The following is a 21,427-nucleotide window of genomic DNA, read 5'->3' as shown; positions in this document are numbered from 1 at the left end:
GGGTGCGCACGAATGACTGACCGCCACTGACCATGCTCAAACCGTGCGCTGACGGGGCTACCCGAAGTACGTCCTGCGGGATGCTCCGATCACCTCCAGCAACTCGGCACGGGACAGTGCGCTCCCTCGGGTGTACGCATCGTGATGGGCCTCATCGCCGAGTGCGGCGCGTGCCGCGTCCACCGTCCGAGTCGCGCCGGGGGTGGACGGCTCCCGGCGCCCCTGAAGGGATGCGCTGGCGCCCAGCAGCACGGTGGCCTGTTCGGCATCACCACAGAGCATGGCGGCCTCGGCGAGGACTTCGGCGGCGAGCGTGGTCTGGGGCGGGTACCACAGCGCCGGGTCACCGGCCAGGGCCTGCCCGAACCACCGGCGGGCCGACGCGGTGTGGCCCTCCGCGATCGCCAGGCGCCCCTGCTCGACCAGTACACGCTGGGCGATTACGGCCCGGTCTCCGGCCTTCGCGCTCCCGATCGCCTCCAGGGCGGCCTGGGTGAGCCGGCGCGCCTCATCGAGGTCGCCGCGCAGACGCGCGATCTCGCTGAGCCCGCACCTTGCGGAGAGCAGCACCCCGCGCGCCGCGCTGCGCCGGGCGAGTTCGGCGGCCTCCCCGAACTCCTCGTGCGCGCCGTCCGGATCGCCCCCGTTCAACATCCCCTCGGCACGCAACCGAACCAGATCGGCGCTGTCCTCAACGGCGCCCAGCAGGTTGGTGGCCGCCAGGGCCTCGTCGGTGAGGGCGAGGGTGCGGGGAAGATCGCCCTGCCAGGAGGTGATGGTCGCCAGTCCGGCGAGCGCCTGGACCGCGCCCCATTGGTCGCCTAGGGCCCGGAAGGCGGTCAGACCGGTGGCGAAGGCCTGCTCCGCGCGGTCCGGCTCACTGCGGAAGAACTGCAGATAGCCGGAGACGACGTGGGAGGCGGCGCGCACCCAGGGGTCGTCGGCGTCTCCGCAACGCTTCAGGAACGGCCGGATGCCGCTTTGTCCGCGGCCGGACCTGCCCACGGAGGTCGGCCATAGCATCGCCAGCAGCGGCCACCGAAGAGGGGGAGCGAGTTCGCCGGCCAGTGATTCGGCCCTGCGCCAGGTGGCCTCGTCCACGGTGTCGGGGTCGAGGGCGATGGCGTTGGTCAGGCAGAGCAGGTACTCCTCGACCAGGTCCGCGGGGATCGCGTCCCCGATGCGCTGGATCAGTGTGGACGCCAACGGGGCGCTCTCGCTGTGTCGGCCGCGCGGCCACCAGTAGGTCGACAGTGCGGCCATCAGTTCCAGCGCCGTCGCGGTGTCGTGCTCTACTGCCCAGCGAAGGGCTGCGTGCAGGTTGTCGTGTTCGGCGAGGAGCCGGTGCAGCCACTCCCGCTGAGCGGCGCACCGCAGCTGAGGCTCCGCCGTGCGGGCCCTACCCAGGAAGTGGATCGCGTGTGAGCGCTGAGTGCTGTCCCGCTCACCGGCCTCGGCGAGATGCTCGGCGGCGAACGCCTGGAGGGTGGACAGCATCCGGTAGCGCCGGGCCCCGTCGACCGCCTCAATGAAGGATTTCTCCACGAGACCGGCGATGACGTCGGTGGTGTCCTCGCCCAATCCGCAGACGACGCGGATGGCATCCAGGTCGGCGCCGCCGCGGAAGACGGTGAACCGCCGGGCCAGACGCTGCTCGCGGTCGTCCAGTAGGCTCCAACTCCACGCCACCACGGCCCGTAGGGTCTGGTGCTTGGGTGCCGCGGTACGGCTGCCTCGGGACAGCAGGGCAAAGCGGTCGTCGAGCCGGGCGGCGATCTCCTCGGGCGGCAGCGCGTTCAGGCGCGCGGCGGCCAGCTCGATGGCCAGGGGCAGGCCATCGAGGGCCCGGCAGACGAAGGCAATGGCGGCCACATTGGACTCGTCCACGGCGAAGTCAGGGCGGACCGCCGCCGCGCGCTCGGTCAGCAGCTGGACCGACGGGTAGTCCAGGGCCGCAACGGGGTCGGCGTCGGCCGGGGGCTGCGGGAGCGGCGCGACCGGCAGCAGGGCCTCTCCGGTGATTCCCAGCGTCTCCTGGCTCGTCGCCAGGATGCGCAGCCTCAGGCAGCCGCCGAGCAGCCGACCGACGAGGTCGGCCACTGCCGGAAGGACGTGCTCGCAGTTGTCCAGCACGAGCAGCAGGGCGCGTTCGTCCAGTGCCTCGATGATCCGGTCCACCGGTTCGCTGTGGATGTGGGCCGGGGAGCTCACCCACCCCGGCTCGCGCATTCCGAGGGCGTTGAGGACGGCCTGGGCCACTGAGGCGCCGGAGGCGGTGAGGGAAAGGTCCACGAAACACACGTCATCGGCACGGCGCGCCGTCTCGACCGCCAGCCTCGTCTTTCCGACACCTCCCGGCCCGGTGAGGGTGACCAGACGGGACCGCTTCAGTAGCGTGCTCACACCGTGCGTCCGCTCGGCGCTCCCGATGAAACTGGTGAGCTGGGCGGGCACATCGGCCGAGGCCGCGCGGACCGAAAGCGGCCGCTGTCCGGACTCGGGGGATGTCCTGGAAGGACCGTCCGCGACGGAACGGTCCCCGGTTCCTCCGGGGGAATCGCCGCGAAGAATGGCGGTGTGGATCCGGCCCAGTTCCGGTGAGGGCTCGGCTCCCAGCTCCTCGGCCAGCAGAGCCCTGCCCTCGGCGAACACGGAGAGTGCTTCAGCGTGGCGGTCGGCGGCCTGCAGCGCCCGCATCAGCAGGCCCCGTAGCCGTTCGCGCAGCGGATGGGCGCTGACCAGGCCGTAGAGCTCACCCACGAGCGCATCGCCGTCTCCCTGCGCCAGACCTGTCGCCATCCGGTTCTCCAACGCCGTCAGGCGGAGTTCGGCCAGCCGTTGTGCCGCGGAACGGGCGAATTCGGCCTCGCCCGCGTCTGCCAGGGCCGGGCCCCGCCAGAGTGCCAGGGCCTCGTCCAGCCGCGCAGCGGCTTCGTCGAGCCTCCCCGCCTCCAACGCGTCGCGCCCGCACGAGGAGAGGTGCTCGAACCTGAGCGCGTCCACGTCGAGTGGATCGACAGCGAGCCGGTATCCGGCCGACTGGAACTCCAGGACGTCGTGGCCGGCGCCGCGCAGTGTGCTGCGCAGCCGGGAGATCTGGGACTGTAGGGCGTTGGCGGCCCCAGCAGGAGGGCGGTCCCCGTAGACATCGTCGATGAGCCGCTCCCGGGTGACCAGGCGGCCGGCCTCCAGCGCCAGGACGATCAGCACCGTCTTCCTGCGGACACCGCCGGTGGCCAGGAGAGCACCGTCGTCGTCGCGCACCTCGGTCGCCCCGAGGATTCCGAAACGCATGCCACCAGTATTGCGGATCGGCGGGGGCCGGTGGGCGGGCAGGGGACTCGACGGCAGCTCGAGCCCCGGTGGAATATGGCCGGATCGACCCGGATGCGCCTGGCGGCGGCCCGGCACGCTTGTTAGCCTCGGGTGCGGACGATTAGGCGTCGATATTTGCTCTGTTTCCACTTTAATGTGCAGGGAAATTCTGACCTCAGAGCACTCTCCCCTGCAGCGTTTAGACTGATGGCTTCGGGGTGTACCCAGGGGTTGACGTGTATGGGGGATGGGCGCCGGTCGGACGGTCCTTCGCTGTTTCCGCATTCACTTGCACCGATGGCTGGAGAGGCCGATGCGCGGAATTATCCTCGCTGGCGGCACAGGCTCGCGATTGTGGCCGATAACCAAAGCGGGCTCAAAGCAGCTGATGCCGGTATTCGACAAGCCGATGATCTATTACCCTCTGTCGACTCTGATGATGGCCGGTATGGACGAGGTCTTGATCATCACGTCCCCAGGGGAGCAGGAGCGTTTCCGAGACCTGCTCGGTGACGGAGCCCACCTGGGGATCCGTCTGCAGTACGCCGTGCAGCGCGAGCCCCGGGGGATCGCCGATGCGTTCACCATCGGTGCCGACTTCATCTCTTCCGATCCCGTCTGCCTCATCCTGGGGGACAACATCCTGTTCGGTTCCGGGCTGGGGCAGCAGCTCCAGCGGTATCGCGGAGGAGGGGGAGAGGCGCACATATTCGGCTATCCGGTGGCAGATCCCGGTAGCTACGGCGTGGTCGAGCTCGATGCGAACCAGCGGGTGCTCTCCCTGGAGGAGAAGCCGAGCCGGCCCAAGTCGCGGTACGCGGTCCCCGGTCTCTACTTCTATGGCGCCGACGTGGTGGAAGTCGCGCGGCGACTCGCCCCGAGCGCGCGCGGTGAGCTGGAGATCACTGACATCAATAGGGCATACCTGCGGGAGGGGCGGCTCCGGGCAACGGTGCTGGAGCGCGGGAGCGCCTGGCTGGACACCGGAACCTTCTCCTCCCTGGTCCAGGCCACCGAATTCGTGCGCGTGATCGAGGAGCGCCAAGGCCTGAAGATCGGGTGCATCGAGGAGGTGGCATGGCGCCAAGGGCTCATCAGCGATTCCCAGCTGCGTGACCTGGCCAAGCCTTTGGCTAAAAGCGGTTACGGCGACTATCTGCTGCAACTGTTGGACGGGGGGCCGGTCACGGGGTTTCATGAAGGTTCCCTCATCTGAAGGCCGTGTGCGGCCAAAAGTGATGCCGTTTTGACCTTGACATGCATGTGTCCGATTTGTGATAATTAGCTGCGCTAGGAAACTGAGGCGGGATTACGAGTACTTTCGCCGCGGGGGTGCGACTCGGCAGATATTCCCCACATCTTGTCTTTTTCGATGTATGCACCTCAGGTGATCGACTCGGCCGTCTGTTCGGTATGCAGTCACGATAGCCGACTGGGCGATGCGTCCCGCGCCCGATTCTGCAGACGTACCAGTCGGGTATGAGCGCAATGGAGCGTGCGCAGCGCCCTCCCCTTCCCCGTGGGGGCCTCCTGAGCACCGCCGGTGCACTGGGGTGTCGAGGCTCTGGGCAGCGTCATCATGCGTCCAAGCGAGGAAGCGTATCTTCGCCAAATCCCCACTATCTTGGATGAAAATCTTGGTGTTGAACTGCCAAACTCTCGGAGCTCTGGAAATCGGTCACGGTGATAAGCGATATTCGCCGAGCGGACCGAAGGCGCGTCAGGTCCTTGCGCTGCTGCTCTTAAACGCCAATTCGGTCGTCGCGCATGATGCGATTGTCGACGAATTGTGGAGGGACTCTCCGCCTCGAAGTGTGTCGACGACACTTCAGACCTATATATACCAGCTGCGCAAGGCATTCCGTGGAGAGCTTTCGGAAAGCGGGCTGAGTCACGCCCTGGTCACCAGTGCGCCTGGTTACAAGCTGCGTATTCCCCAAGGTACCATCGATTCTGACAATTTCGAACTATTGGCCCGTGAGGGCCGGCAGTCCTTCGAATCCGGGCGTTACGATGAGGCGCACGGTAGGCTGGAGAAGGCGTTGGCCCTCTGGAAAGGAAATGTCCTTGAGAACGTCCGTCCCGGGCGCCGGATCCAGAGCTACGCGGTGCGGCTGGACGAGTTGCGCATCTTCACCATCCAGCTCAAGGTCTCCTGCGAGATGAGGATGGGGCGGAACCGCGAGACCGTCTCGGAACTGCGGACCCTGACCGAGTACCACCCCCTCAACGAGTGGTTTCACGGCCAGCTCATGAGCGCGCTGGCCGGGGCCGGCCGCCGTGGCGAAGCCCTCGACGTCTACCAGCGGCTGCGTTCGCGCCTGGACGATGAGCTCGGTCTCGAACCGTCGCTAGAGGTCAAGCGCTTCCAAGCGGAGATCCTCCGAGGCGAGCAGTGGCGGGAATTCGACCAGCCTCCCGTCCCTCCCTCGGCTTGATCCCGGCCGACCGCTGCCGGATTCCGTCGGGCGAGGAGGGTGACGAGCGGCCGGACGCCGGATCGCTGCCGCTGCCTGTGCGCCGGCCGCGGAGACCGCTTGGCCGGGCCGCAGTCGGTCGTGCCTGGGATTTCTCCCACGATCCAGCCACCTTCGATCGCCGCTGGAGCGATCCGTGGTCTCCTCATCCTGCTGCTCACCGGTGCCACGGGACCGGGCGGAACCTGGCGTCATTCATGGATGGACGGACTTTCGGATGGTAGAAGAACAAGAACGCAGGGTCGTCATTACGGGAATCGGCGTGGTGGCCCCGGGCGGGATCGGGGTCAAGGATTTCTGGGGGTTCATTAGCGCGGGGCGTACAGCGACACGGACTATCTCCATGTTCGACCCGTCCCCCTATCGTTCCCAAATCGCGGCTGAATGCGACTTCGACCCCTATCGTGAAGGGCTGACCAGGCGGGAGGTCGGCCGTATGGACCGGGTCGCCCAGTTCGCCGCGGTCAGCGCGGACCAGTGCCTGGCCGACAGCGGGCTCGACGCCCGGACTCTGCCCCGCGAGCGGACCGGTACCAGCGTGGGTACCGCCGTCGGGTGCACGATGAGCCTGGACCATGAGTATGCGGTGGTCAGCGATGAGGGACGGGAGTGGACGGTCGACCCGGCCTATGGGGTTCCGCACTTATTCGACTACATGGTGCCCAGCTCCATCGTGCGGGAGGTGGCCTGGCGGTCGGGTGCCGAGGGGCCGGCCGCGGTGATCTCCACCGGCTGTACGTCCGGGCTCGACGCGGTCGGCCACGGCGCCGCCGCCATCCGTGAAGGAGCCGCCGATGTGATGCTCGCCGGCGCGGCGGACGCGCCCATCTCCCCCATCACCGTGGCCTGCTTCGACGCGATCAAGGCCACCACCCCCGACAACGACGAGCCGGAATCGGCATCCCGGCCCTTCGACCTCCGCCGAAGCGGATTCGTGCTGGGAGAGGGGGGAGCGATGTTCGTGCTGGAGGAACTGGGGCATGCCCGGCGCCGCGGGGCGCGAATCTACGCCGAAGTGGCCGGATTCGCGACCCGTTCCAACGCATACCACATGACCGGCCTCCGGCCCGACGGGCGGGAGATGGCCGAAGCCGTCCGCACCGCCCTCGACCAGGCCCGGCTGAACACCGACCAGATCGACTACATCAACGCGCACGGATCGGGTACTAAGCAGAACGACCGGCACGAGACGGCCGCCGTTAAGCGCGTCTTCGGAGACCGCGCGTACACGACCCCGATGAGCTCCCTGAAATCGATGGTCGGTCACTCCCTCGGAGCGATTGGTTCCATCGAAATCGCCGCGTCGGTGCTGGCGATCCGCAACGACACCGTGCCGCCTACGGCCAACCTGCGCGAGGCCGATCCCGAGTGCGACCTCGACTACGTTCCGCTTACCGCCCGGGAGCAACGGACCGACACTGTACTGAGCGTCGGTAGCGGCTTCGGCGGGTTCCAGAGCGCGCTCGTGCTGAACGGGAAAGGCGGGGAGGGCTGATGGCGGCGGCCGTCACCGGACTGGGCATTGCCGCACCCACGGGATTGGGAATTGAAGACTGTTGGTCGGCCATGCTGGACGGACGCAGTGCGATCCGCACGGTGTCACGTTTCGAGGCCGAGCGGTATCCTGTGCGGCTGGCCGGCCAGGTCCCGGATTTCGTCCCCTCTGAGCACGTGCCCAAGCGGCTGCTCCCGCAGACGGACCGGGAGACCCGGTTGGCGCTCATGGCCGCCGAGTGGGCGCTCGAGGACGCCGGTGTCGACACCGGCCAGCGGGATGAGTACGACATGGGCGTGATCACCGCGAGTACCTCAGGCGGATTCGAATTTGGCCAGGGGGAACTGCAGAAGCTGTGGAGCAAGGGGCCCGGCTACGTGAGCGCCTACCAGTCGTTCGCCTGGTTCTACGCGGTCAATACCGGCCAGATCTCCATTCGGAACGGTATGCGCGGCCCCAGTGGTGTCCTGGTGTCCGAACAGGCCGGAGGGCTGGATGCGGTCGCGCAGGCTCGCGGGCAACTGCGGCGCGGCACCGGACTGCTGGTCACCGGCGGCCTGGACGCCTCGATCTGCCCTTGGGGGTGGGTTGCCCAGATGGCCAGGGGAGATATGAGCCGTGAGCGTCACCCGGAGCGCGCCTATCTGCCGTTCGACCGCGCGGCGAGCGGCTATGTGCCCGGCGAGGGCGGCGCCGTCCTCGTCCTCGAAGAATCCGAGGCGGTACGCGAACGAGGTCAGCACAGCTACGGGACCATCGCCGGATACGGCGCCACCTTCGATCCCGCACCAGGGTCGGGCAGGCAACCGGGGCTGCGCAGGGCCATCGAGGTGGCGCTCGCCGACGCCGGGATGGAGCCCGAAGAGGTAGGGGTGGTGTTCGCCGACGGCGCGGGGCTGCCCGAAGCCGATATGGCCGAGGCGCTCGCCATTAGCGCGGTTTTCGGTGCGCGCACCGACCCGGTCCCGGTAACGGTTCCCAAGACGATGACCGGACGCCTGTACTCGGGAGGGTCCGCCCTCGACCTGGCTATCGCGCTGCTCTGCCTGGACCGTGGAGTTATCCCTCCGACGGCGAATGTCACGGATCCCGTTCCAGGCCTCCGACTCGACCTGGTGCTGGGCGAGCCGCGCCCGGCCGAGCCCGCGTCCGCGCTAGTCCTGGCCCGCGGCCATGGGGGCTTCAACTCCGCGATGGTCCTGCGTGCTTCCGATACCGCCCCCCACTGACCATCCCCACCGAAGGAGGAATGACGATGCAACGGTTCAGCAACGACGATCTCGGCCGCATCCTGCGCGACTGCGCAGGTGAGGCGGACGCGCCCGCCTGGGACGAGGACGTCCTGGACACCGCCTTCACCGATCTGGGCTACGACTCGATCGCGATCCTGGAGACGACCTCCCGCATCCAGCAGGAGTTCGGCATCCGGGTCGAAGACGAGGCTGTGGCCGATCTGGACACCCCCCGAGCGTTTCTCGAGCACGTGAACGACGTTTCGGCGGCGCATTCCGAGTAGCACGCGTCCGGTCGGCGGACCCGTCCCCGTGCCCGAACGGGGACGGGGCCGCTGACCCAGCGGCCCCGGACCGGAGGTCCGGGGCGGTCAGCACACGGTGCGTGCGCGGTCAGCGGCGATGGACAGAGTGAGGGCATGGATACAACGGAATCTTCGAGTCCGCCGCCCACGCGGGCGGGGCGACGGGAGTGGGTCGGCCTCGCCGTGCTGATCCTCCCCGTGCTCCTGATCTCCATGAGCGTGACCGTGATGAACTTCGCGGTCCCGCATCTCGGAGCCGATCTCCAGCCCAGTGGCACGGAGCTGCTGTGGATCATCGACATCTACACCTTCCTGCTGGCCGGGATGCTCCTGACCATGGGGAGCCTCGGCGACCGCATCGGTCGGCGCCGGCTGCTGCTCATCGGCGCCGCCGCGTTCGGCCTCGCGTCGGTCGCCTCGGCGTTCGCGACCTCTCCCGCCATGCTCATCGCGGCCCGGGCGGTGCTGGGCGTCGCCGGAGCGACGCTGATGCCTGCGACCTTGGCGTTGATCCGTACCCTTTTCGACGACCCCGGCCAGCGGAAGATGGCCATCGGGCTGTGGACCGGCGGCTTCATCGGCGGGACGGCCCTCGGTCCGTTGAGCGGCGGCATCCTACTGGAGTTCTTCTGGTGGGGCTCGCTGTTCCTGGTCAACGTTCCCGTCATGGTCGTGCTCCTGATCGCCGCACCGCTGCTGCTGCCGGAGTCCAAGGGGGACGGCAAGGAACGGATCGACCTCCTGAGCGCGGTCCTGTCGGTGGCCGCGATCATCCCGGTCGTCTATGGGATCAAGCAGTTCTCCGAGAACGGTCTCACCTGGACGGTCATCGTGTCGGTGGTGTTCGGCCTGGTGGTCGGGGCGTGGCTAGTGGTCCGCCAGCTTCGGCTGGCGGATCCGCTGATCAACGTTCGGCTCTTCCGCAACCCCGCGTTCAGCGTCGGAGCGGTCACCGTGATGCTCGGGGTGTTCTCTCTGGTCGGATTCATGTACTTCGTCTCCCAGTACCTGCAGCTGGTCTTGGGACTGCGGCCCATCACGGCGGGGTTGTGGATGCTGCCGATGGTGGCCATGTCGGCCACAGGGGCTGCCCTGTCCGTGGCCGCGTCGATGCGCATCCACCCGGGCAAGGTCGTCGGTCTGGCGCTGGTGCTGGGGACCGGCGGCATGCTGACGCTGACCCAGGTCGGCCCGGAGACGAGCATCGCCCTGCTCTTGGCCGGAATGGGGATGGTGGGCGGCGGGATGGGGGCGATCGCCTCGATCTGCACGGATCTGATCGTGGCGATCGCCCCGAGACGGAGCGCTGGATCCGCGGCGTCCCTGTCCGAAGCGGCCGGCGAGCTCGGCGGAGCACTGGGCATCGCGATCCTCGGCAGCATCGGCATGGCGGTTTACCGGAGCGGGGTGAGCGCGGAAGCCCCCGAGGACGCGCCGACCGAGGTCGCGGAAGCGATCCAGGAGACTCTTCCCGGTGCGGTTGCGATTTCCGAGCAACTTCCACCAGAGGCCGGTGAACAGGTGCGGGAGGTCGCCTTCAGAGCCTTCACCGAGGGGATGCAAGCGGCCGCCCTAAGCGGAGCCTTCATTCTGGCTGTGACTGCCGTGTTGGTCTTTGGGGTCTTGAGTAGAATCCCGAAGGACGACCTCGTTGCGGAGCACAACCCGTAGATCGTTGACGAGGATAGGCGCGTTGGCACACGCTCGTTGGTAAGAAATGGCCGCATGGCCATGTGTCCGCCTATGCGCTGTGTCCTTCGTCGAACTGGTGCGGCGCACTGGCGGTAAGCAGGCGTCGGCCGAGTGTTCCTGCGCCGGATGACCTCTGGGCGCTCAGAACGGGATAAGGGCGGCCCCCGCCTGAGGAGCGTGTCCGGTGGCCCGCCCCTTCCGGGTGGGGCACCGCTCGCCGCTCCGGGTCTTCCCCGCCTAGGACCCGCGGAGGTCCGCCGTCGTCGCGTCGGGCATTCGTGTGAAGGCGTGCCGCTCCTCCTCCGCGAAGCCGCGCAGCGCGCGGTCGGCCGGGGCGTTCCCTCCGTTCAGGGCCTCGCGCAGGGAGCGCCCTTTCTCAGTGAGCCGGACGCTCACGAAGCGCGCGTCGCTCGGGGCGAGTGCCGCTCAATGAGCCCCGAGGTCTCCAGACGCCTGTGGGCGAACCGCCTGCTCGCCATGGTCCTGGGGCGCATCGGCGTCCGGGCGACCGGGCACCTCGGGCGCATCCGGGTGGGAGGGCGCTTCACCCCGGCCACGCACATGCTCCTCGACCTCGACGTCGTAGGGGAACGGCTGGTCGCCGACGTCGGCTTCGGCGGAGGAGGGGTGATCGAACCCAAGCCGCGCGCTGCCGGGAGCGAGGCCAAGCAGGGGGAGTGGACCCACCGGCTCGAGCCCGGCGACGCGCGTGCTGTCGGGGACGTGGCGGTGCGCCTAGGGCGTGTTGCGTGGATCAGGGCCGTCGCGAGCGGCGTCCAGGTGCGGCCATCGCAAGGCCGAGGAGAGAGTCGGCCCGGGTGCGCCGTCGAGCGACGAGAACGCAGCGAGGGTCGTGCCCGGGCGTCGCGCAGCAGGTCATGATCCACCGGGCACGCCCTAGCCCAGGGTCCGCTCTAGACCCGCGCCGGCGCACCGCCTGTGGCGCCGTACCTCAGGCCCGGCAGGCGTCGGCCAGGGCCCGCATGAGCAAGGCGGAGCTGGCCGCCCCCGGGTCCTCATGGCCGATGCTGCGCTCCCCGAGGTAGGAGGCCCGGCCCTTGCGGGCCTGGAGCGGGACCGTCGCCCGCGCCCCCTGCTCGGCGGCCCCGGCCGCCGCCTCCGCCGCCTCGCTCAGCGGCGCCCCCTGGCCGGCCGCCTTCTCCAGCGCCTCGACCGCGGGGGAGAGCGCGTCCACCAGGGTCTTGTCGCCCGGCTTGGCCGCACCCATCTTCTGCACCGCCTCCAGGCCCGCCCGCAGGGCGGCGGCGAGGTCGGCGAGCCCGGCCTCACCGCCCTCCAGGCGCTTGCCCGCGGTGCGCAGCAGCGTCCCGTACAGCGGCCCCGACGCCCCGCCGACCCGCGAGATCATCGTCATCCCGGTCTTGACCAGCACCGGGCCCGGGCCGTCGGCCTCCAGGTCGGCCACGGCCCGGCGGGCCGCGGTCAGCCCCCGGTCCATGTTGGTGCCGTGGTCGCCGTCGCCGATGGCGGCGTCGAGCCTGCTCAACTCCTCGGCCCCGGCCGAGACGGCGTCGGCCGCCGCCTCCACCCATGCCTTGGCCAGTGCGGTGTCCATGGCGTGCACGCTCCTCGCTCCTCCTCGTCCCCGCTCACACGCCCCAGCGCAGGGCGGGGGTGTTCACCGCCGCGTCCCACAGCGGCAGGAAGCCCTCCTCGACCCGGCACACCGTGATCGAGCAGCCCTCCATGTCGAGACTGGTGACGTAGTCGCCGACGAGGTTGCGGGCGATGGTGACCCCCTTGTCGGCGAACACCCGGGCCAGCTCCCCGTAGACCAGGTACAGCTCGCTGAGGGGGGTGCCGCCCATGCCGTTGACCATCACGATGGTCTCGTCGCCCGACTCCAGGGGCCGGTCCCGCAGGACCGCCTCGACCATCTCCCCGACGATCTCGCGCGCGCTGCGCAGCTTCTCCCTGCGCCGCCCGGGCTCGCCGTGGATGCCCACACCGACCTCGATCTCCCCTTCCGGGAGGTCGAACCCGGGGCGCCCGGCAGTGGGGACCGTGCAGGCCGTCAGCGCCACGGCGAAGGAGCGCGACGCCGCGTTCACACGGCGGCCGATCTCGGCGACCTCCTCGATCCCGTCCCCGCGCGCCGCGGCCGCACCGGCGATCTTCTCCACGAACACCGTGGCCCCCGTGCCGCGCCGCCCCGCGGTGAACGTGGAGTCCTCCACCGCCACGTCGTCGTTGACCAGGACCTGCTCCACCCGCAGCCCCTCGTCGTCGGCCAGCTCGGCGGCCATCTGGGCGTTCATCACGTCACCGGTGTAGTTCTTGACGACCAGCACCGTGCCCCGGCCGGAGTCGGCGGCCTTGACCCCGGCCAGGAAGCCGTCGGGCACCGGGGAGGTGAAGACCTCGCCCGGGCAGGCCGCGTCCAGCATCCCCTCCCCGACGAAGCCGCTGTGCAGGGGCTCGTGGCCGGAGCCGCCGCCGGAGACCAGTCCGACCTTCCCCTCCACGGGGCCCGAGGCCCGCGCGACCACACCGTTCTCGGGGTCGACGCTCAGCTCGGGGTGGGCCGCGGCCAGGCCGGCCAGTGCGTCGGACAGGTAGCTTTCCGGGGTGTTCAGGAACTTCTTCACGGTGCGGCTCCCTTGTGTTCGCCGAGGGGTGGCGGTGTCGATCCTGAAGCGCGGACGCTCGGTCCAGTACCCTAATCCTCCATGGGCGCAAAGGTCGGCATCGTCCTCGTGTCGCACAGCGGGAGACTGGCCGAGGGAGTGAAGGAACTGCTGGAGCAGCTCGGGGCGCGGCCGGAATCGGTCGCCGCCGCGGGAGGCGACCCCGACGGGGGTATCGGCACCTCCTATGAACGGATCATGGAGGCCGTCTCCGAGGTCGACCAGGGGGCGGGCGTGGTGGTCCTGCCCGACATCGGCAGCGCGGTGATGACCGCCCGCCTGGTGCTGGAGGACGAGCCGCGCGACGACGCCGCCGTCGTCGACGCCCCGTTCGTCGAGGGGGCCGTGGCCGCCGGGGTGCTCGCCTCCACGGGGGCGGGCCTGGACGCGGTCGCCTCGGCCGCGCGCGAGGCCTACACCGCGCGCAAGATCCAGGACTAGCAAGCCCGAGCGAAACCCGCATTGTTGATCTCGGGGAAGTCGGCCTTGTACCAACCGGTACAAGGCCGACTTCCCCGAGATCGACGAGATCGGTCGGAGCCGGGCCCGCAGCGCGTCCACGGCTCGGCCGTCCCTACTGTTTCCGGTTCCGCCGCCGGATGCGGCGCCCGCGCGCCGCGATGTCGGCGGTGCGCTGGGCGACCTGCCCCGCGCCGGCGGAGGTGTCGGAGTGCATCGCGCGCCACAGGGCGATCATCATCAAAAAGCCGATCAGGAAGAACGGCAGTCCGACCACGGTGATGACCTGTTGCAGCGCGTCGAGTCCGCCCTTGCCCGTGGCGGCCAGGAGCGTCGCGGCCACCACGCCCTCGGTCACGCCCCAGAACACCCGCTGCCGGGTGGGCGACTGGTCCGCCCGCCCGGTGCACAGCATGTCCACCACCAGGGACGCCGAGTCCGAGGAGGTGGTGAAGAAGATGACCACGACCAGGATCGCCAGGCCCGAGACGAGTTCGGTGGCCGGGAAGTGCTGCAGGAAGGCGAACAGCGCCCCGGGGATGTCGCCCTGGTCGACGACCTCGTTCACCAGTCCGCCGCCCTGGTTCATCTGGATGTCGATGGCCGAGAGGCCGAACACCGAGAACCAGATGATGCTGAACGCGGTGGGCAGCCCCAGCACGCCGATGATGAACTCGCGGACGCTGCGGCCCTTGGAGATCCGGGCGATGAAGATGCCGACGAACGGCGACCAGGTGATGGTCCAGGCCCAGTAGAAGGTGGTCCAGCTCTTCTGCCACCCGGTGTTGTTGAACGTGTCGTTCCAGAACGACAGCGGCACCAGCCAGCTCAGGTAGGTGCCGGTCGTCTCGATGATTCCGCGGGAGAGGAAGATCGTCGAGCCGAAGAGGAAGACGAACAGCAGCAGCCCGATCGCCATCGCGATGTTGAGCGTGGACAGCCGCTTGACGCCCTTGTCCAGGCCCATGGCCACGGACGTGACGGCGATGGCGGTGACGACCGTGATGAGGATGATCTGGGCCGGGCGCCCCTCGGGGACGCCGAACAGCGTGTTCAGGCCGCTGTTGATCTGCATGGTGCCCAGGCCGATGGAGACGGCGACGCCGAAGAGCGTGCCCAGCACGGCGACGACGTCGATGATGCGGCCGATCGGCCCGTAGATCCGGTCGCCGAGGAAGGGCTGGAAGATCGAGCTGACCCGGAAGGGCAGGCCGCGCCGGTAGACGAAGTAGGCGAAGGCCAGCGCCGGCAGGGTGAAGATCGTCCAGGTGTGCAGGCCGAAGTGGTACAGGGTGAAGCCCATGGCCTCCTGGGCGGCCTGGACGGACTCGGGGGGCACGTCCCCGCGCGGCGGGTTGGCGAAGTGGCTGATCGGCTCGGCCACGCCCCAGAACATCAGGATGGTGCCGATCCCCGCCGCGAAGAGCATCGCGAACCAGGTCCAGTTGCTGTACTCCGGTTGGGAGTCGGGGCCGCCCAGCTTCAGGCGCCCGTAGCGGCTGACCGCGACGACGATGAGGAACACGAGGAAGGCGGTGACGCCGAAGATGTAGAGCCACCCGAGGTGGGTGAGGACCCAGTCGGACGCGGCGCCGAACAGGGCGTCCACCGTCCCGGTGAAGGCGATCGTGCCGATCACGAAAACGGCGGCGAGCGCCGCCGAGCTCCAGAAGATGACCGGGTCGGTCCGCAGACCCAACCGTTCGCTCAACCTGTCCAGCATGCATCGCCCCTAAAAAAGCCTGCACCCGTATTCCGCCCCTGTGGGCCCTGACTGCCGAACGCCCCTTGCGGGGCGCCGCGGCGATACCGTACGGGCGGTTCGGGGACTGTACACGCCGCCGGGGTTGCGCGCGAATTCGGACATGCCGGGGTGGCCGGTTCTATCCCGAGTTTTAGCCGGCGCCTATCCGGGAACGTCAGGCGTCCCATGATCCGGGGAAAAGCGCATTCGCGCTTCCCCGGTACCGTAAAGAGCCGGTAGAGGGAAGTCCCGGAGGAGGAGTTGAAGCGGTACGCCGCGCGCACTGCGCGGAGGACGCGCTGGGAGCGCGATCGCGCCCTCGAAGGCACTCCCTCACCCCCTTAGCGCTCCTCCCGTTGATCTCGGGGAAGTCGGCCTTATGAGTGCCCTGGTGAGGCCGACTTCCCCGAGATCAACAACAGGAGCGGGCCTGGGGCGTCGGAGGGGAATGCCCGGGACCGCATCGGTGTTCCCTCTTGCGGCCGTGCTCGACGCGGCCCGACCGGACACGGCCCCATCGGCCGCTCGTCAGCTCGTCCGTACCGCCCGGCCCGCGCCCGCAGGGCACGGGCCCCCTGAGCGGCCCTGAGCGGCCCGTCCGGCTCGGCCGAACGCCCCCGGCCGCGAAAAGTCTTTGCCGCAGCCTTCTATCCTTGAGTCCGATATGTTGACCTCGCCCTCGGACACGCCGACGTCCACGGACCCGGAGCGCACCTCCCTCCGCGGCCGGCTCACCGGCCTCACCTTCGCCGACCGCCACCGGCTGCGCCGCCGCATCGACGGCCTGCAGAAGATCCGCGACCGCCGCAAGCGCGAGACCGTGGCCGGCAAGATCGCCGACGACATCGACCTGGCCGAACTGCGCGTCGAGCAGCGCCGCTCCGCCCTGCCCGAGCCGAGCTACCCCGAAGAGCTGCCGGTCAGCCGCAAGAAGGACGACATCGCCGAGGCGATCCGGGACAACCAGGTGGTGATCGTCGCCGGCGAGACCGGCTCGGGCAAGACCACCCAGCTGCCCAAGATCTGCATGGAGCTGGGCCGCGGCGTGCACGGCACCATCGGCCACACCCAGCCGCGCCGGATCGCCGCGCGCACCGTGGCCGAGCGGATCGCCGAGGAGGTCGGCACCGACATCGGCAAGGCGGTCGGCTACAAGGTCCGCTTCACCGACCACTCCTCCGACGACACCCTCGTCAAGGTGATGACCGACGGCATCCTGCTGGCCGAGATCCAGCAGGACCGCATGCTGCGCGCCTACGACACGATCATCATCGACGAGGCGCACGAGCGCAGCCTCAACATCGACTTCCTGCTGGGCTACCTCAAACGCCTGCTGCCCAAGCGCCCGGAGCTGAAGGTGGTCATCACCTCGGCCACCATCGACCCGGAGCGGTTCTCCCGGCACTTCGGCGACGCCCCCATCGTGGAGGTGTCCGGGCGCACCTACCCCGTGGAGGTGCGCTACCGGCCCGTCGAGGACGAGGACGCACCGGGCGAGAGCGACGAGCGCGACCAGGTCCAGGCCATCTGCGACGCCGTGGACGAACTGCGCCGCGAGGGGCCGGGCGACATCCTCGTCTTCCTCTCAGGCGAGCGGGAGATCCGGGACACGGCCGACGCCCTGGAGAAGCAGAGGCTCCCTGAGACCGAGATCCTCCCGCTGTTCGCGCGCTTGTCGGCGGCCGAGCAGCACCGGGTCTTCCAGGGCCACCGAGGGCGGCGCATCGTCCTGGCGACCAACGTGGCCGAGACGTCGCTGACGGTCCCGGGCATCCGCTACGTCATCGACCCGGGAACCGCCCGCATCTCCCGGTACAGCCACCGCACCAAGGTGCAGCGGCTGCCCATCGAGCCCGTCTCCCAGGCCTCGGCCAACCAGCGCAAGGGCCGCTGCGGCCGTGTCGCCGAGGGCGTCTGCATCCGGCTCTACTCCGAAGAGGACTTCCTGTCCCGCCCGGAGTTCACCGACCCGGAGATCCTGCGTACCAACCTGGCCTCGGTCATCCTCCAGATGGAGGCGCTGGGGCTGGGCGACATCGCGGCGTTCCCCTTCGTCGAGGGGCCCGACCACCGCCAGGTCAAGGACGGCGTGCACCTGCTCCAGGAGCTCGGGGCGCTCGACCCCGCGGCCGAGGACCAGCGCAGGCGCCTGACCGAGCTGGGGCGCAGGCTCTCGCAGCTGCCGGTCGACCCGCGCCTGGGGCGCATGGTGCTGGAGGCCGAGCGGCGCGGGTGCGTGCGCGAGGTGATGATCATCGCCGCCGCGCTGTCCATCCAGGACCCGCGCGAGCGGCCCGTCGAGCACCAGCAGGCGGCCCAGGAGAAGCACGCGCGCTTCAGCGACAAGGAATCGGACTTCCTCGCCTTCCTGAACCTGTGGAAGTACCTGCGCGAGCAGCAGCGCGCGCTGTCGGGCAACCAGTTCCGCAAACTGTGCCGCAGCGAGTTCCTGAACTACCTGCGCGTGCGCGAGTGGCAGGACATCTACAGCCAGCTCAAGCAGGTCGTCAAGGGAATGGGGGTCACGCTCAACTCGGCCGACCCCGACCCGCAGCAGGTGCACGTCGCCCTGCTGTCCGGGCTGCTGTCCCACGTCGGTCTCAGGGACCCGGAGAAGAAGGAGTACCTGGGCGGACGCGGAGCGCGCTTCGGGATCTTCCCCGGCTCCTCGCTGTTCAAGAAGCAGCCGCGGTACGTCATGGCGGCCGAGCTGGTGGAGACCTCGCGCCTGTGGGGTCGCATGTGCGCGCGCATCGAGCCCGAGTGGGCCGAGGAGCTGGCCGGGCACATCGTCAAGCGCACCTACAGCGAGCCGCACTGGGAGAAGAAGCGCGGCGCCGTCATGGCCTACGAGCGGGTGACCCTGTACGGGGTGCCGCTCGTCGCCGAGCGCAAGACCGGGTACGCCAAGGTCGACCCGGAGGTGTCGCGGGAGCTGTTCATCCGCCATGCACTGGTGGAGGGCGACTGGGACACCAACCACAAGTTCTTCCACTCCAACCGGAAGCTCCTCGAAGAGGTCGAGGACCTGGAGCACCGCGCGCGCCGGCGCGACATCCTCGTCGACGATGAGGCGCTGTTCGCCTTCTACGACGAGCGCGTGGGCGCGGAGGCGGTGTCGGCGGCCCACTTCGACACCTGGTGGAAGAAGGCCCGCCGCACGGACCCGAACCTGCTCGACTTCGAGAAGTCGATGCTCATCAACGACGGCGCGGACGAGGTCAGCGAGGAGGACTACCCCGACACCTGGACGCACGGGTCGTTCGCGTTCCCGCTGAGCTACCAGTTCGAGCCGGGGAGCGACGCCGACGGCGTCACGGTGCACATCCCGCTGGAGGTGCTGAACCAGGTCGGGGACGAGGGCTTCGACCGCCAGATCCCGGGGCTGCGCCGGGACCTGGTGACGGCGCTGATCCGGTCGCTGCCCAAGCCCCTGCGGCGCAACTTCGTCCCGGTGCCCGACCACGCCGAGCAGGTGATGGGGCGGCTGCCCAGGAGCGACGAGACGCCGCTGGTGGAGCTGCTGGCGCACGAGCTGGGGCGGATGAGCGGGGAGCGCATCTCCCCGGAGGACTTCGACCTGGAGAAGGTGCCGGACCACCTGCGCATCACGTACCGCGCGGTGGACAAGTCCGGGCGCAAGCTGGCCGAGGGCAAGGACCTGTCGGCGCTGCGGGGCAAGCTGAAGCCCAAGCTGCAGAAGGCGATCTCGGCGGAGGCCAAGGGGATCGAGCGATCGGGGCTCAAGGAGTGGGACTTCGGGCCGCTCCAGCAGGTCTTCGAACGCAAGTCGGCCGGGCCGGTGGTCAAGGGCTACCCGGCACTGGTGGACGAGGGCGAGACCGCCGGCGTGAAGATCTTCGACACCCGGGCCGAGCAGCGGGCCGCCATGTGGAAGGGACTTCGGAGGCTGGTCCTCCTCAACGTGCCCTCCCCGGCGGCGGTGATCCGGCGGGGGCTGGACAACCAGCAGAAGCTGGCGCTGGGGCACAACCCGCACGGGGGCGTCGACAAGCTGCTGGACGACTGCATGCAGGCGTCGGTGGACGCGCTGATGGCCCAGTGGGGGGCGAGGCACACGCCAGCCGGGGAGCGCTGGATCGGCGTGTGGGACCCGGACGCGTTCAAGGACCTGCGCGAGTTCGTGCGGGCCGAGCTGGGGGACGTGCTGGACGAGGTCGTTCGGGGCACGGCCCAGGTGCTGGCGGCGTCGCACCGGCTGCAGAAGAAGATGAAGGGCTCGACCAGCATGGCCGTGCTGCCGTCGCTGAACGACGCGCAGGGGCAGCTGGCAGGGCTGATCAAGCCGGGCTTCGTGACCGAGGCGGGGCGCGCGCGCCTGCCGCAGCTGGTGAAGTACCTCAAGGGGATCGAGTACCGGCTGGAGAAGCTGCCGGAGAACCCGAGGCGCGACCAGGTGAACATGGCCAAGGCCGAGCAGATGCGCCAGGCCGTGGAGAAGGGCGTCGCGGTCCTTCCCGAGGGGCGAGAAGAGGACCCGGACGTGCGCGAGCTGCGGTGGATGCTGGAGGAGTTCCGGGTGAGCCTGTTCGCACAGCAGCTGGGGACGGCCTACCCGGTCTCGGAGAAGCGCATCCAGAAGGCCGTAGAGGCGGTCAAGAGCGCGGAGTGAGCGCCCAGGCGTAGGACACCGGTGGAGGACACCGAGATACGGCCCCCGGCGATGCCGGGGGCCGCGGTCGTGTCAGAGCCGGTCGTGCTTGACCTCGTTGAGGAAGGCACGCCACTCGGCTGCGGTGAAGAGCAGGTGTCCCCGGTCGGGATGCTGAGAGTCGCGGACGGCGGCGACTCCTGGGAGGTCGGCGACTTCGACGCAGTTGTCGCGGTCGGAGTAGCTGGACTTCCGGAACGCGGACGTGAAGTCTGAGGGCTTGTTCATCGATGGTCCTTGAGCATGTCTTTCAGGAGCTGAAGTGACGCGTCAGGATAGCGCGCCGATGTCCTGACATGGTCGAACAGGCGCCGGTACCTGTCCACGTCCTCCGAGTCTTCCAGGTACAGGCCGTCAGTGTCCGTCTCCGTGTAGACGATGGGGTTCACGCCTTCGACAAAGTCGAGGAGGACGAAGCTCCCCTTAAGGCCAGCATGCATGCCGCTGCTGAACGGTAGAACCTGAATCGTCACGGCGTTGTCGTCCTCGGCGAGGTCGATCAGATGCTGAACCTGCTCGCGGAAGACGGTCGCCTCGCTCTCGAAGCGCCGAAGCGCACCTTCGTCGATCACCGCCCAGTATTCAGGCGCATCGGCCCTGTGCAGGATCGCCTGTCGTTGTTTTCGGGTCTCGATGACTCGGTCGATGTCGAGTGGATTCCTGCGCAGCGTCGCCCTCTGAAGTAGCTCGACGTAGCCCGGGGTCTGAAGAAGTCCGGGGATCATCGCGAGTTCGTAGGTGTGGATGCTGCGAGCCTCGGACTCGAAAGCGGGGTACTCGCTGACGAAGACGTCGGAGTACTTGGACTACCAGCCGCGCTCGCGGGCCTGACGGGTCAGCGACAGGAGGGCTTCTCGCTTGGACCCGTCAGTGACCCCGTAGAGGTCGAGCAAACCCTTGATCTCCATGACCGTAGGTCGGAGACGGACGCCTGTCTCGATATTGCTGATCTTGCCGACCGACCACTCAGTCGCTTCGGCCACGTCATCGATCGTCATGCCGGCCTCGACCCGAGCCTTCTTGATCTCGGCGGACAGTCGCCGTCGCCGGATCGATTGCCGCTTCTGATCGGCCATGGCCCCTCCTGCGCTCGGATCGCTACCAGGGACCTTACGAGCACGGCGTGAGCTTCGCGAACCGGTCATACGTGAACACCTACATCCTGAAGATCGTGGGATGAAGCTACAAACAGTGATGGAGCTTTATATGAAAGCTTGAAAGTCTGAATATTCAGAGTCAAGATGAGGTCCTGGCCTCCGCCGGACCACCTCCGGCCCGATCAGAGGAAACCCTCATGCCCACACGTCTCTTCTCATCGCTGTTCGCGCTGGTCGCGCTGGTGTGCACCGCACCCGTGCGGGCCCTGCGCCCCTCGCGGCCCTGCCAGG

15 protein-coding genes and 1 pseudogene are annotated in these 21,427 nt (G+C 68.8%); 9 read left to right on the top strand and 7 right to left on the bottom strand.

The genetic code is table 11. The features are described 5' to 3' along the window. Positions 1 to 57 precede the first annotated feature (57 nt). The gene (locus tag D450_RS0102170) at positions 58 to 3,294 is read right to left on the bottom strand and encodes a BTAD domain-containing putative transcriptional regulator (protein WP_017537044.1); all 3,237 of its coding nucleotides are present in this window, start codon (positions 3,292 to 3,294) and stop codon (positions 58 to 60) included. A gap of 334 nt (positions 3,295 to 3,628) precedes the next feature. Here D450_RS0102170 and rfbA point away from each other — a divergent pair, with 334 nt between their 5' ends. The 7 genes from rfbA to D450_RS34395 all read left to right on the top strand — a co-directional run bounded on the left by rfbA (position 3,629) and on the right by D450_RS34395 (position 11,398). After that, entirely contained in the window at positions 3,629 to 4,531 is a 903-nt protein-coding gene (rfbA, locus tag D450_RS0102165) for a glucose-1-phosphate thymidylyltransferase RfbA (protein WP_017537043.1), read from the top strand. Between the two features lie 412 nt (positions 4,532 to 4,943). After that, positions 4,944 to 5,753, top strand: a complete 810-nt coding sequence (locus D450_RS32130; protein ID WP_039820046.1) for an AfsR/SARP family transcriptional regulator — start codon at positions 4,944 to 4,946, stop codon at positions 5,751 to 5,753. 256 nt (positions 5,754 to 6,009) lie between these two features. Further along, positions 6,010 to 7,287 (top strand): beta-ketoacyl-[acyl-carrier-protein] synthase family protein, encoded by a 1,278-nt coding sequence (locus D450_RS0102155; RefSeq protein WP_017537041.1) that lies wholly within the window; start codon positions 6,010 to 6,012, stop codon positions 7,285 to 7,287. Further along, positions 7,287 to 8,516: a ketosynthase chain-length factor gene (locus D450_RS0102150; RefSeq protein WP_017537040.1), complete on the top strand. Its 1,230-nt coding sequence runs from the start codon at positions 7,287 to 7,289 to the stop codon at positions 8,514 to 8,516. Before D450_RS0102155 ends, D450_RS0102150 begins: the two co-directional genes overlap by 1 nt. Before the next feature lie 20 nt (positions 8,517 to 8,536). Further along, a complete protein-coding gene (locus D450_RS0102145) occupies positions 8,537 to 8,803 on the top strand; it encodes an acyl carrier protein (RefSeq protein ID WP_017537039.1) in 267 nt (88 codons plus the stop codon). Positions 8,804 to 8,938: 135 nt separating this feature from the next. Then, positions 8,939 to 10,495, top strand: a complete 1,557-nt coding sequence (locus D450_RS0102140; protein ID WP_051063540.1) for an MFS transporter — start codon at positions 8,939 to 8,941, stop codon at positions 10,493 to 10,495. Positions 10,496 to 10,945: 450 nt separating this feature from the next. Further along, complete coding sequence (locus D450_RS34395) at positions 10,946 to 11,398, top strand: arylamine N-acetyltransferase (protein ID WP_017537036.1); 453 nt, start codon at positions 10,946 to 10,948, stop codon at positions 11,396 to 11,398. 70 nt (positions 11,399 to 11,468) lie between these two features. Here D450_RS34395 and dhaL read toward each other — a convergent pair whose 3' ends face one another. Both dhaL and dhaK read right to left on the bottom strand, forming a co-directional pair. Beyond that, positions 11,469 to 12,092 carry a dihydroxyacetone kinase subunit DhaL gene (dhaL, locus tag D450_RS0102125; protein ID WP_017537035.1) on the bottom strand — a complete coding sequence of 208 codons (624 nt, stop codon included), beginning with the start codon at positions 12,090 to 12,092 and terminating at the stop codon, positions 11,469 to 11,471. Between the two features lie 34 nt (positions 12,093 to 12,126). Next, complete coding sequence (gene dhaK, locus D450_RS0102120) at positions 12,127 to 13,125, bottom strand: dihydroxyacetone kinase subunit DhaK (RefSeq protein WP_017537034.1); 999 nt, start codon at positions 13,123 to 13,125, stop codon at positions 12,127 to 12,129. A gap of 81 nt (positions 13,126 to 13,206) precedes the next feature. On the opposite strand from dhaK, the gene dhaM reads away from it, so the two are divergent. Then, a complete protein-coding gene (gene dhaM / locus D450_RS0102115) occupies positions 13,207 to 13,605 on the top strand; it encodes a dihydroxyacetone kinase phosphoryl donor subunit DhaM (protein WP_017537033.1) in 399 nt (132 codons plus the stop codon). Between the two features lie 133 nt (positions 13,606 to 13,738). On the opposite strand, the gene D450_RS0102110 is transcribed toward dhaM, so the two are convergent. Next, entirely contained in the window at positions 13,739 to 15,346 is a 1,608-nt protein-coding gene (locus D450_RS0102110; RefSeq protein ID WP_026128332.1) for a BCCT family transporter, read from the bottom strand. Between the two features lie 685 nt (positions 15,347 to 16,031). On the opposite strand from D450_RS0102110, the gene hrpA reads away from it, so the two are divergent. After that, on the top strand, positions 16,032 to 20,000 hold the full coding sequence (gene hrpA / locus D450_RS0102105) for an ATP-dependent RNA helicase HrpA (protein WP_017537031.1): 3,969 nt from the start codon (positions 16,032 to 16,034) through the stop codon (positions 19,998 to 20,000). A gap of 72 nt (positions 20,001 to 20,072) precedes the next feature. On the opposite strand, the gene D450_RS0102100 is transcribed toward hrpA, so the two are convergent. The 3 genes and pseudogenes from D450_RS0102100 to D450_RS35360 all read right to left on the bottom strand — a co-directional run bounded on the left by D450_RS0102100 (position 20,073) and on the right by D450_RS35360 (position 21,115). Further along, on the bottom strand, positions 20,073 to 20,267 hold the full coding sequence (locus D450_RS0102100; protein WP_017537030.1) for a DUF397 domain-containing protein: 195 nt from the start codon (positions 20,265 to 20,267) through the stop codon (positions 20,073 to 20,075). Beyond that, a pseudogene (locus D450_RS35365) lies at positions 20,264 to 20,806 on the bottom strand (DUF5753 domain-containing protein); the annotation flags it as partial. The pseudogene D450_RS35365 and the gene D450_RS0102100, both read right to left, overlap by 4 nt. A gap of 39 nt (positions 20,807 to 20,845) precedes the next feature. After that, positions 20,846 to 21,115: a helix-turn-helix domain-containing protein gene (locus D450_RS35360; protein WP_017537028.1), complete on the bottom strand. Its 270-nt coding sequence runs from the start codon at positions 21,113 to 21,115 to the stop codon at positions 20,846 to 20,848. Positions 21,116 to 21,427: the final 312 nt, after the last annotated feature.

Origin of the sequence: Nocardiopsis halophila DSM 44494 (genome assembly GCF_000341245.1) — a bacterium.
In the GTDB taxonomy this organism is placed as follows: domain Bacteria; phylum Actinomycetota; class Actinomycetes; order Streptosporangiales; family Streptosporangiaceae; genus Nocardiopsis_A; species Nocardiopsis_A halophila.
This window is presented reverse-complemented; position numbering and strand designations above follow the sequence as displayed.

Coding starts and splice junctions, on each gene's coding strand:
- D450_RS0102170 (WP_017537044.1), bottom strand. CDS start 3,294: ATGCGTTTCGGAATCCTCGGGGCGACCGAGGTGCGCGACGACGACGGT.
- rfbA (WP_017537043.1), top strand. CDS start 3,629: ATGCGCGGAATTATCCTCGCTGGCGGCACAGGCTCGCGATTGTGGCCG.
- D450_RS32130 (WP_039820046.1), top strand. CDS start 4,944: ATGAAAATCTTGGTGTTGAACTGCCAAACTCTCGGAGCTCTGGAAATC.
- D450_RS0102155 (WP_017537041.1), top strand. CDS start 6,010: ATGGTAGAAGAACAAGAACGCAGGGTCGTCATTACGGGAATCGGCGTG.
- D450_RS0102150 (WP_017537040.1), top strand. CDS start 7,287: ATGGCGGCGGCCGTCACCGGACTGGGCATTGCCGCACCCACGGGATTG.
- D450_RS0102145 (WP_017537039.1), top strand. CDS start 8,537: ATGACGATGCAACGGTTCAGCAACGACGATCTCGGCCGCATCCTGCGC.
- D450_RS0102140 (WP_051063540.1), top strand. CDS start 8,939: ATGGATACAACGGAATCTTCGAGTCCGCCGCCCACGCGGGCGGGGCGA.
- D450_RS34395 (WP_017537036.1), top strand. CDS start 10,946: ATGAGCCCCGAGGTCTCCAGACGCCTGTGGGCGAACCGCCTGCTCGCC.
- dhaL (WP_017537035.1), bottom strand. CDS start 12,092: ATGGACACCGCACTGGCCAAGGCATGGGTGGAGGCGGCGGCCGACGCC.
- dhaM (WP_017537033.1), top strand. CDS start 13,207: ATGGGCGCAAAGGTCGGCATCGTCCTCGTGTCGCACAGCGGGAGACTG.
- D450_RS0102110 (WP_026128332.1), bottom strand. CDS start 15,346: ATGCTGGACAGGTTGAGCGAACGGTTGGGTCTGCGGACCGACCCGGTC.
- hrpA (WP_017537031.1), top strand. CDS start 16,032: ATGTTGACCTCGCCCTCGGACACGCCGACGTCCACGGACCCGGAGCGC.
- D450_RS0102100 (WP_017537030.1), bottom strand. CDS start 20,267: ATGAACAAGCCCTCAGACTTCACGTCCGCGTTCCGGAAGTCCAGCTAC.
- D450_RS35360 (WP_017537028.1), bottom strand. CDS start 21,115: ATGGCCGATCAGAAGCGGCAATCGATCCGGCGACGGCGACTGTCCGCC.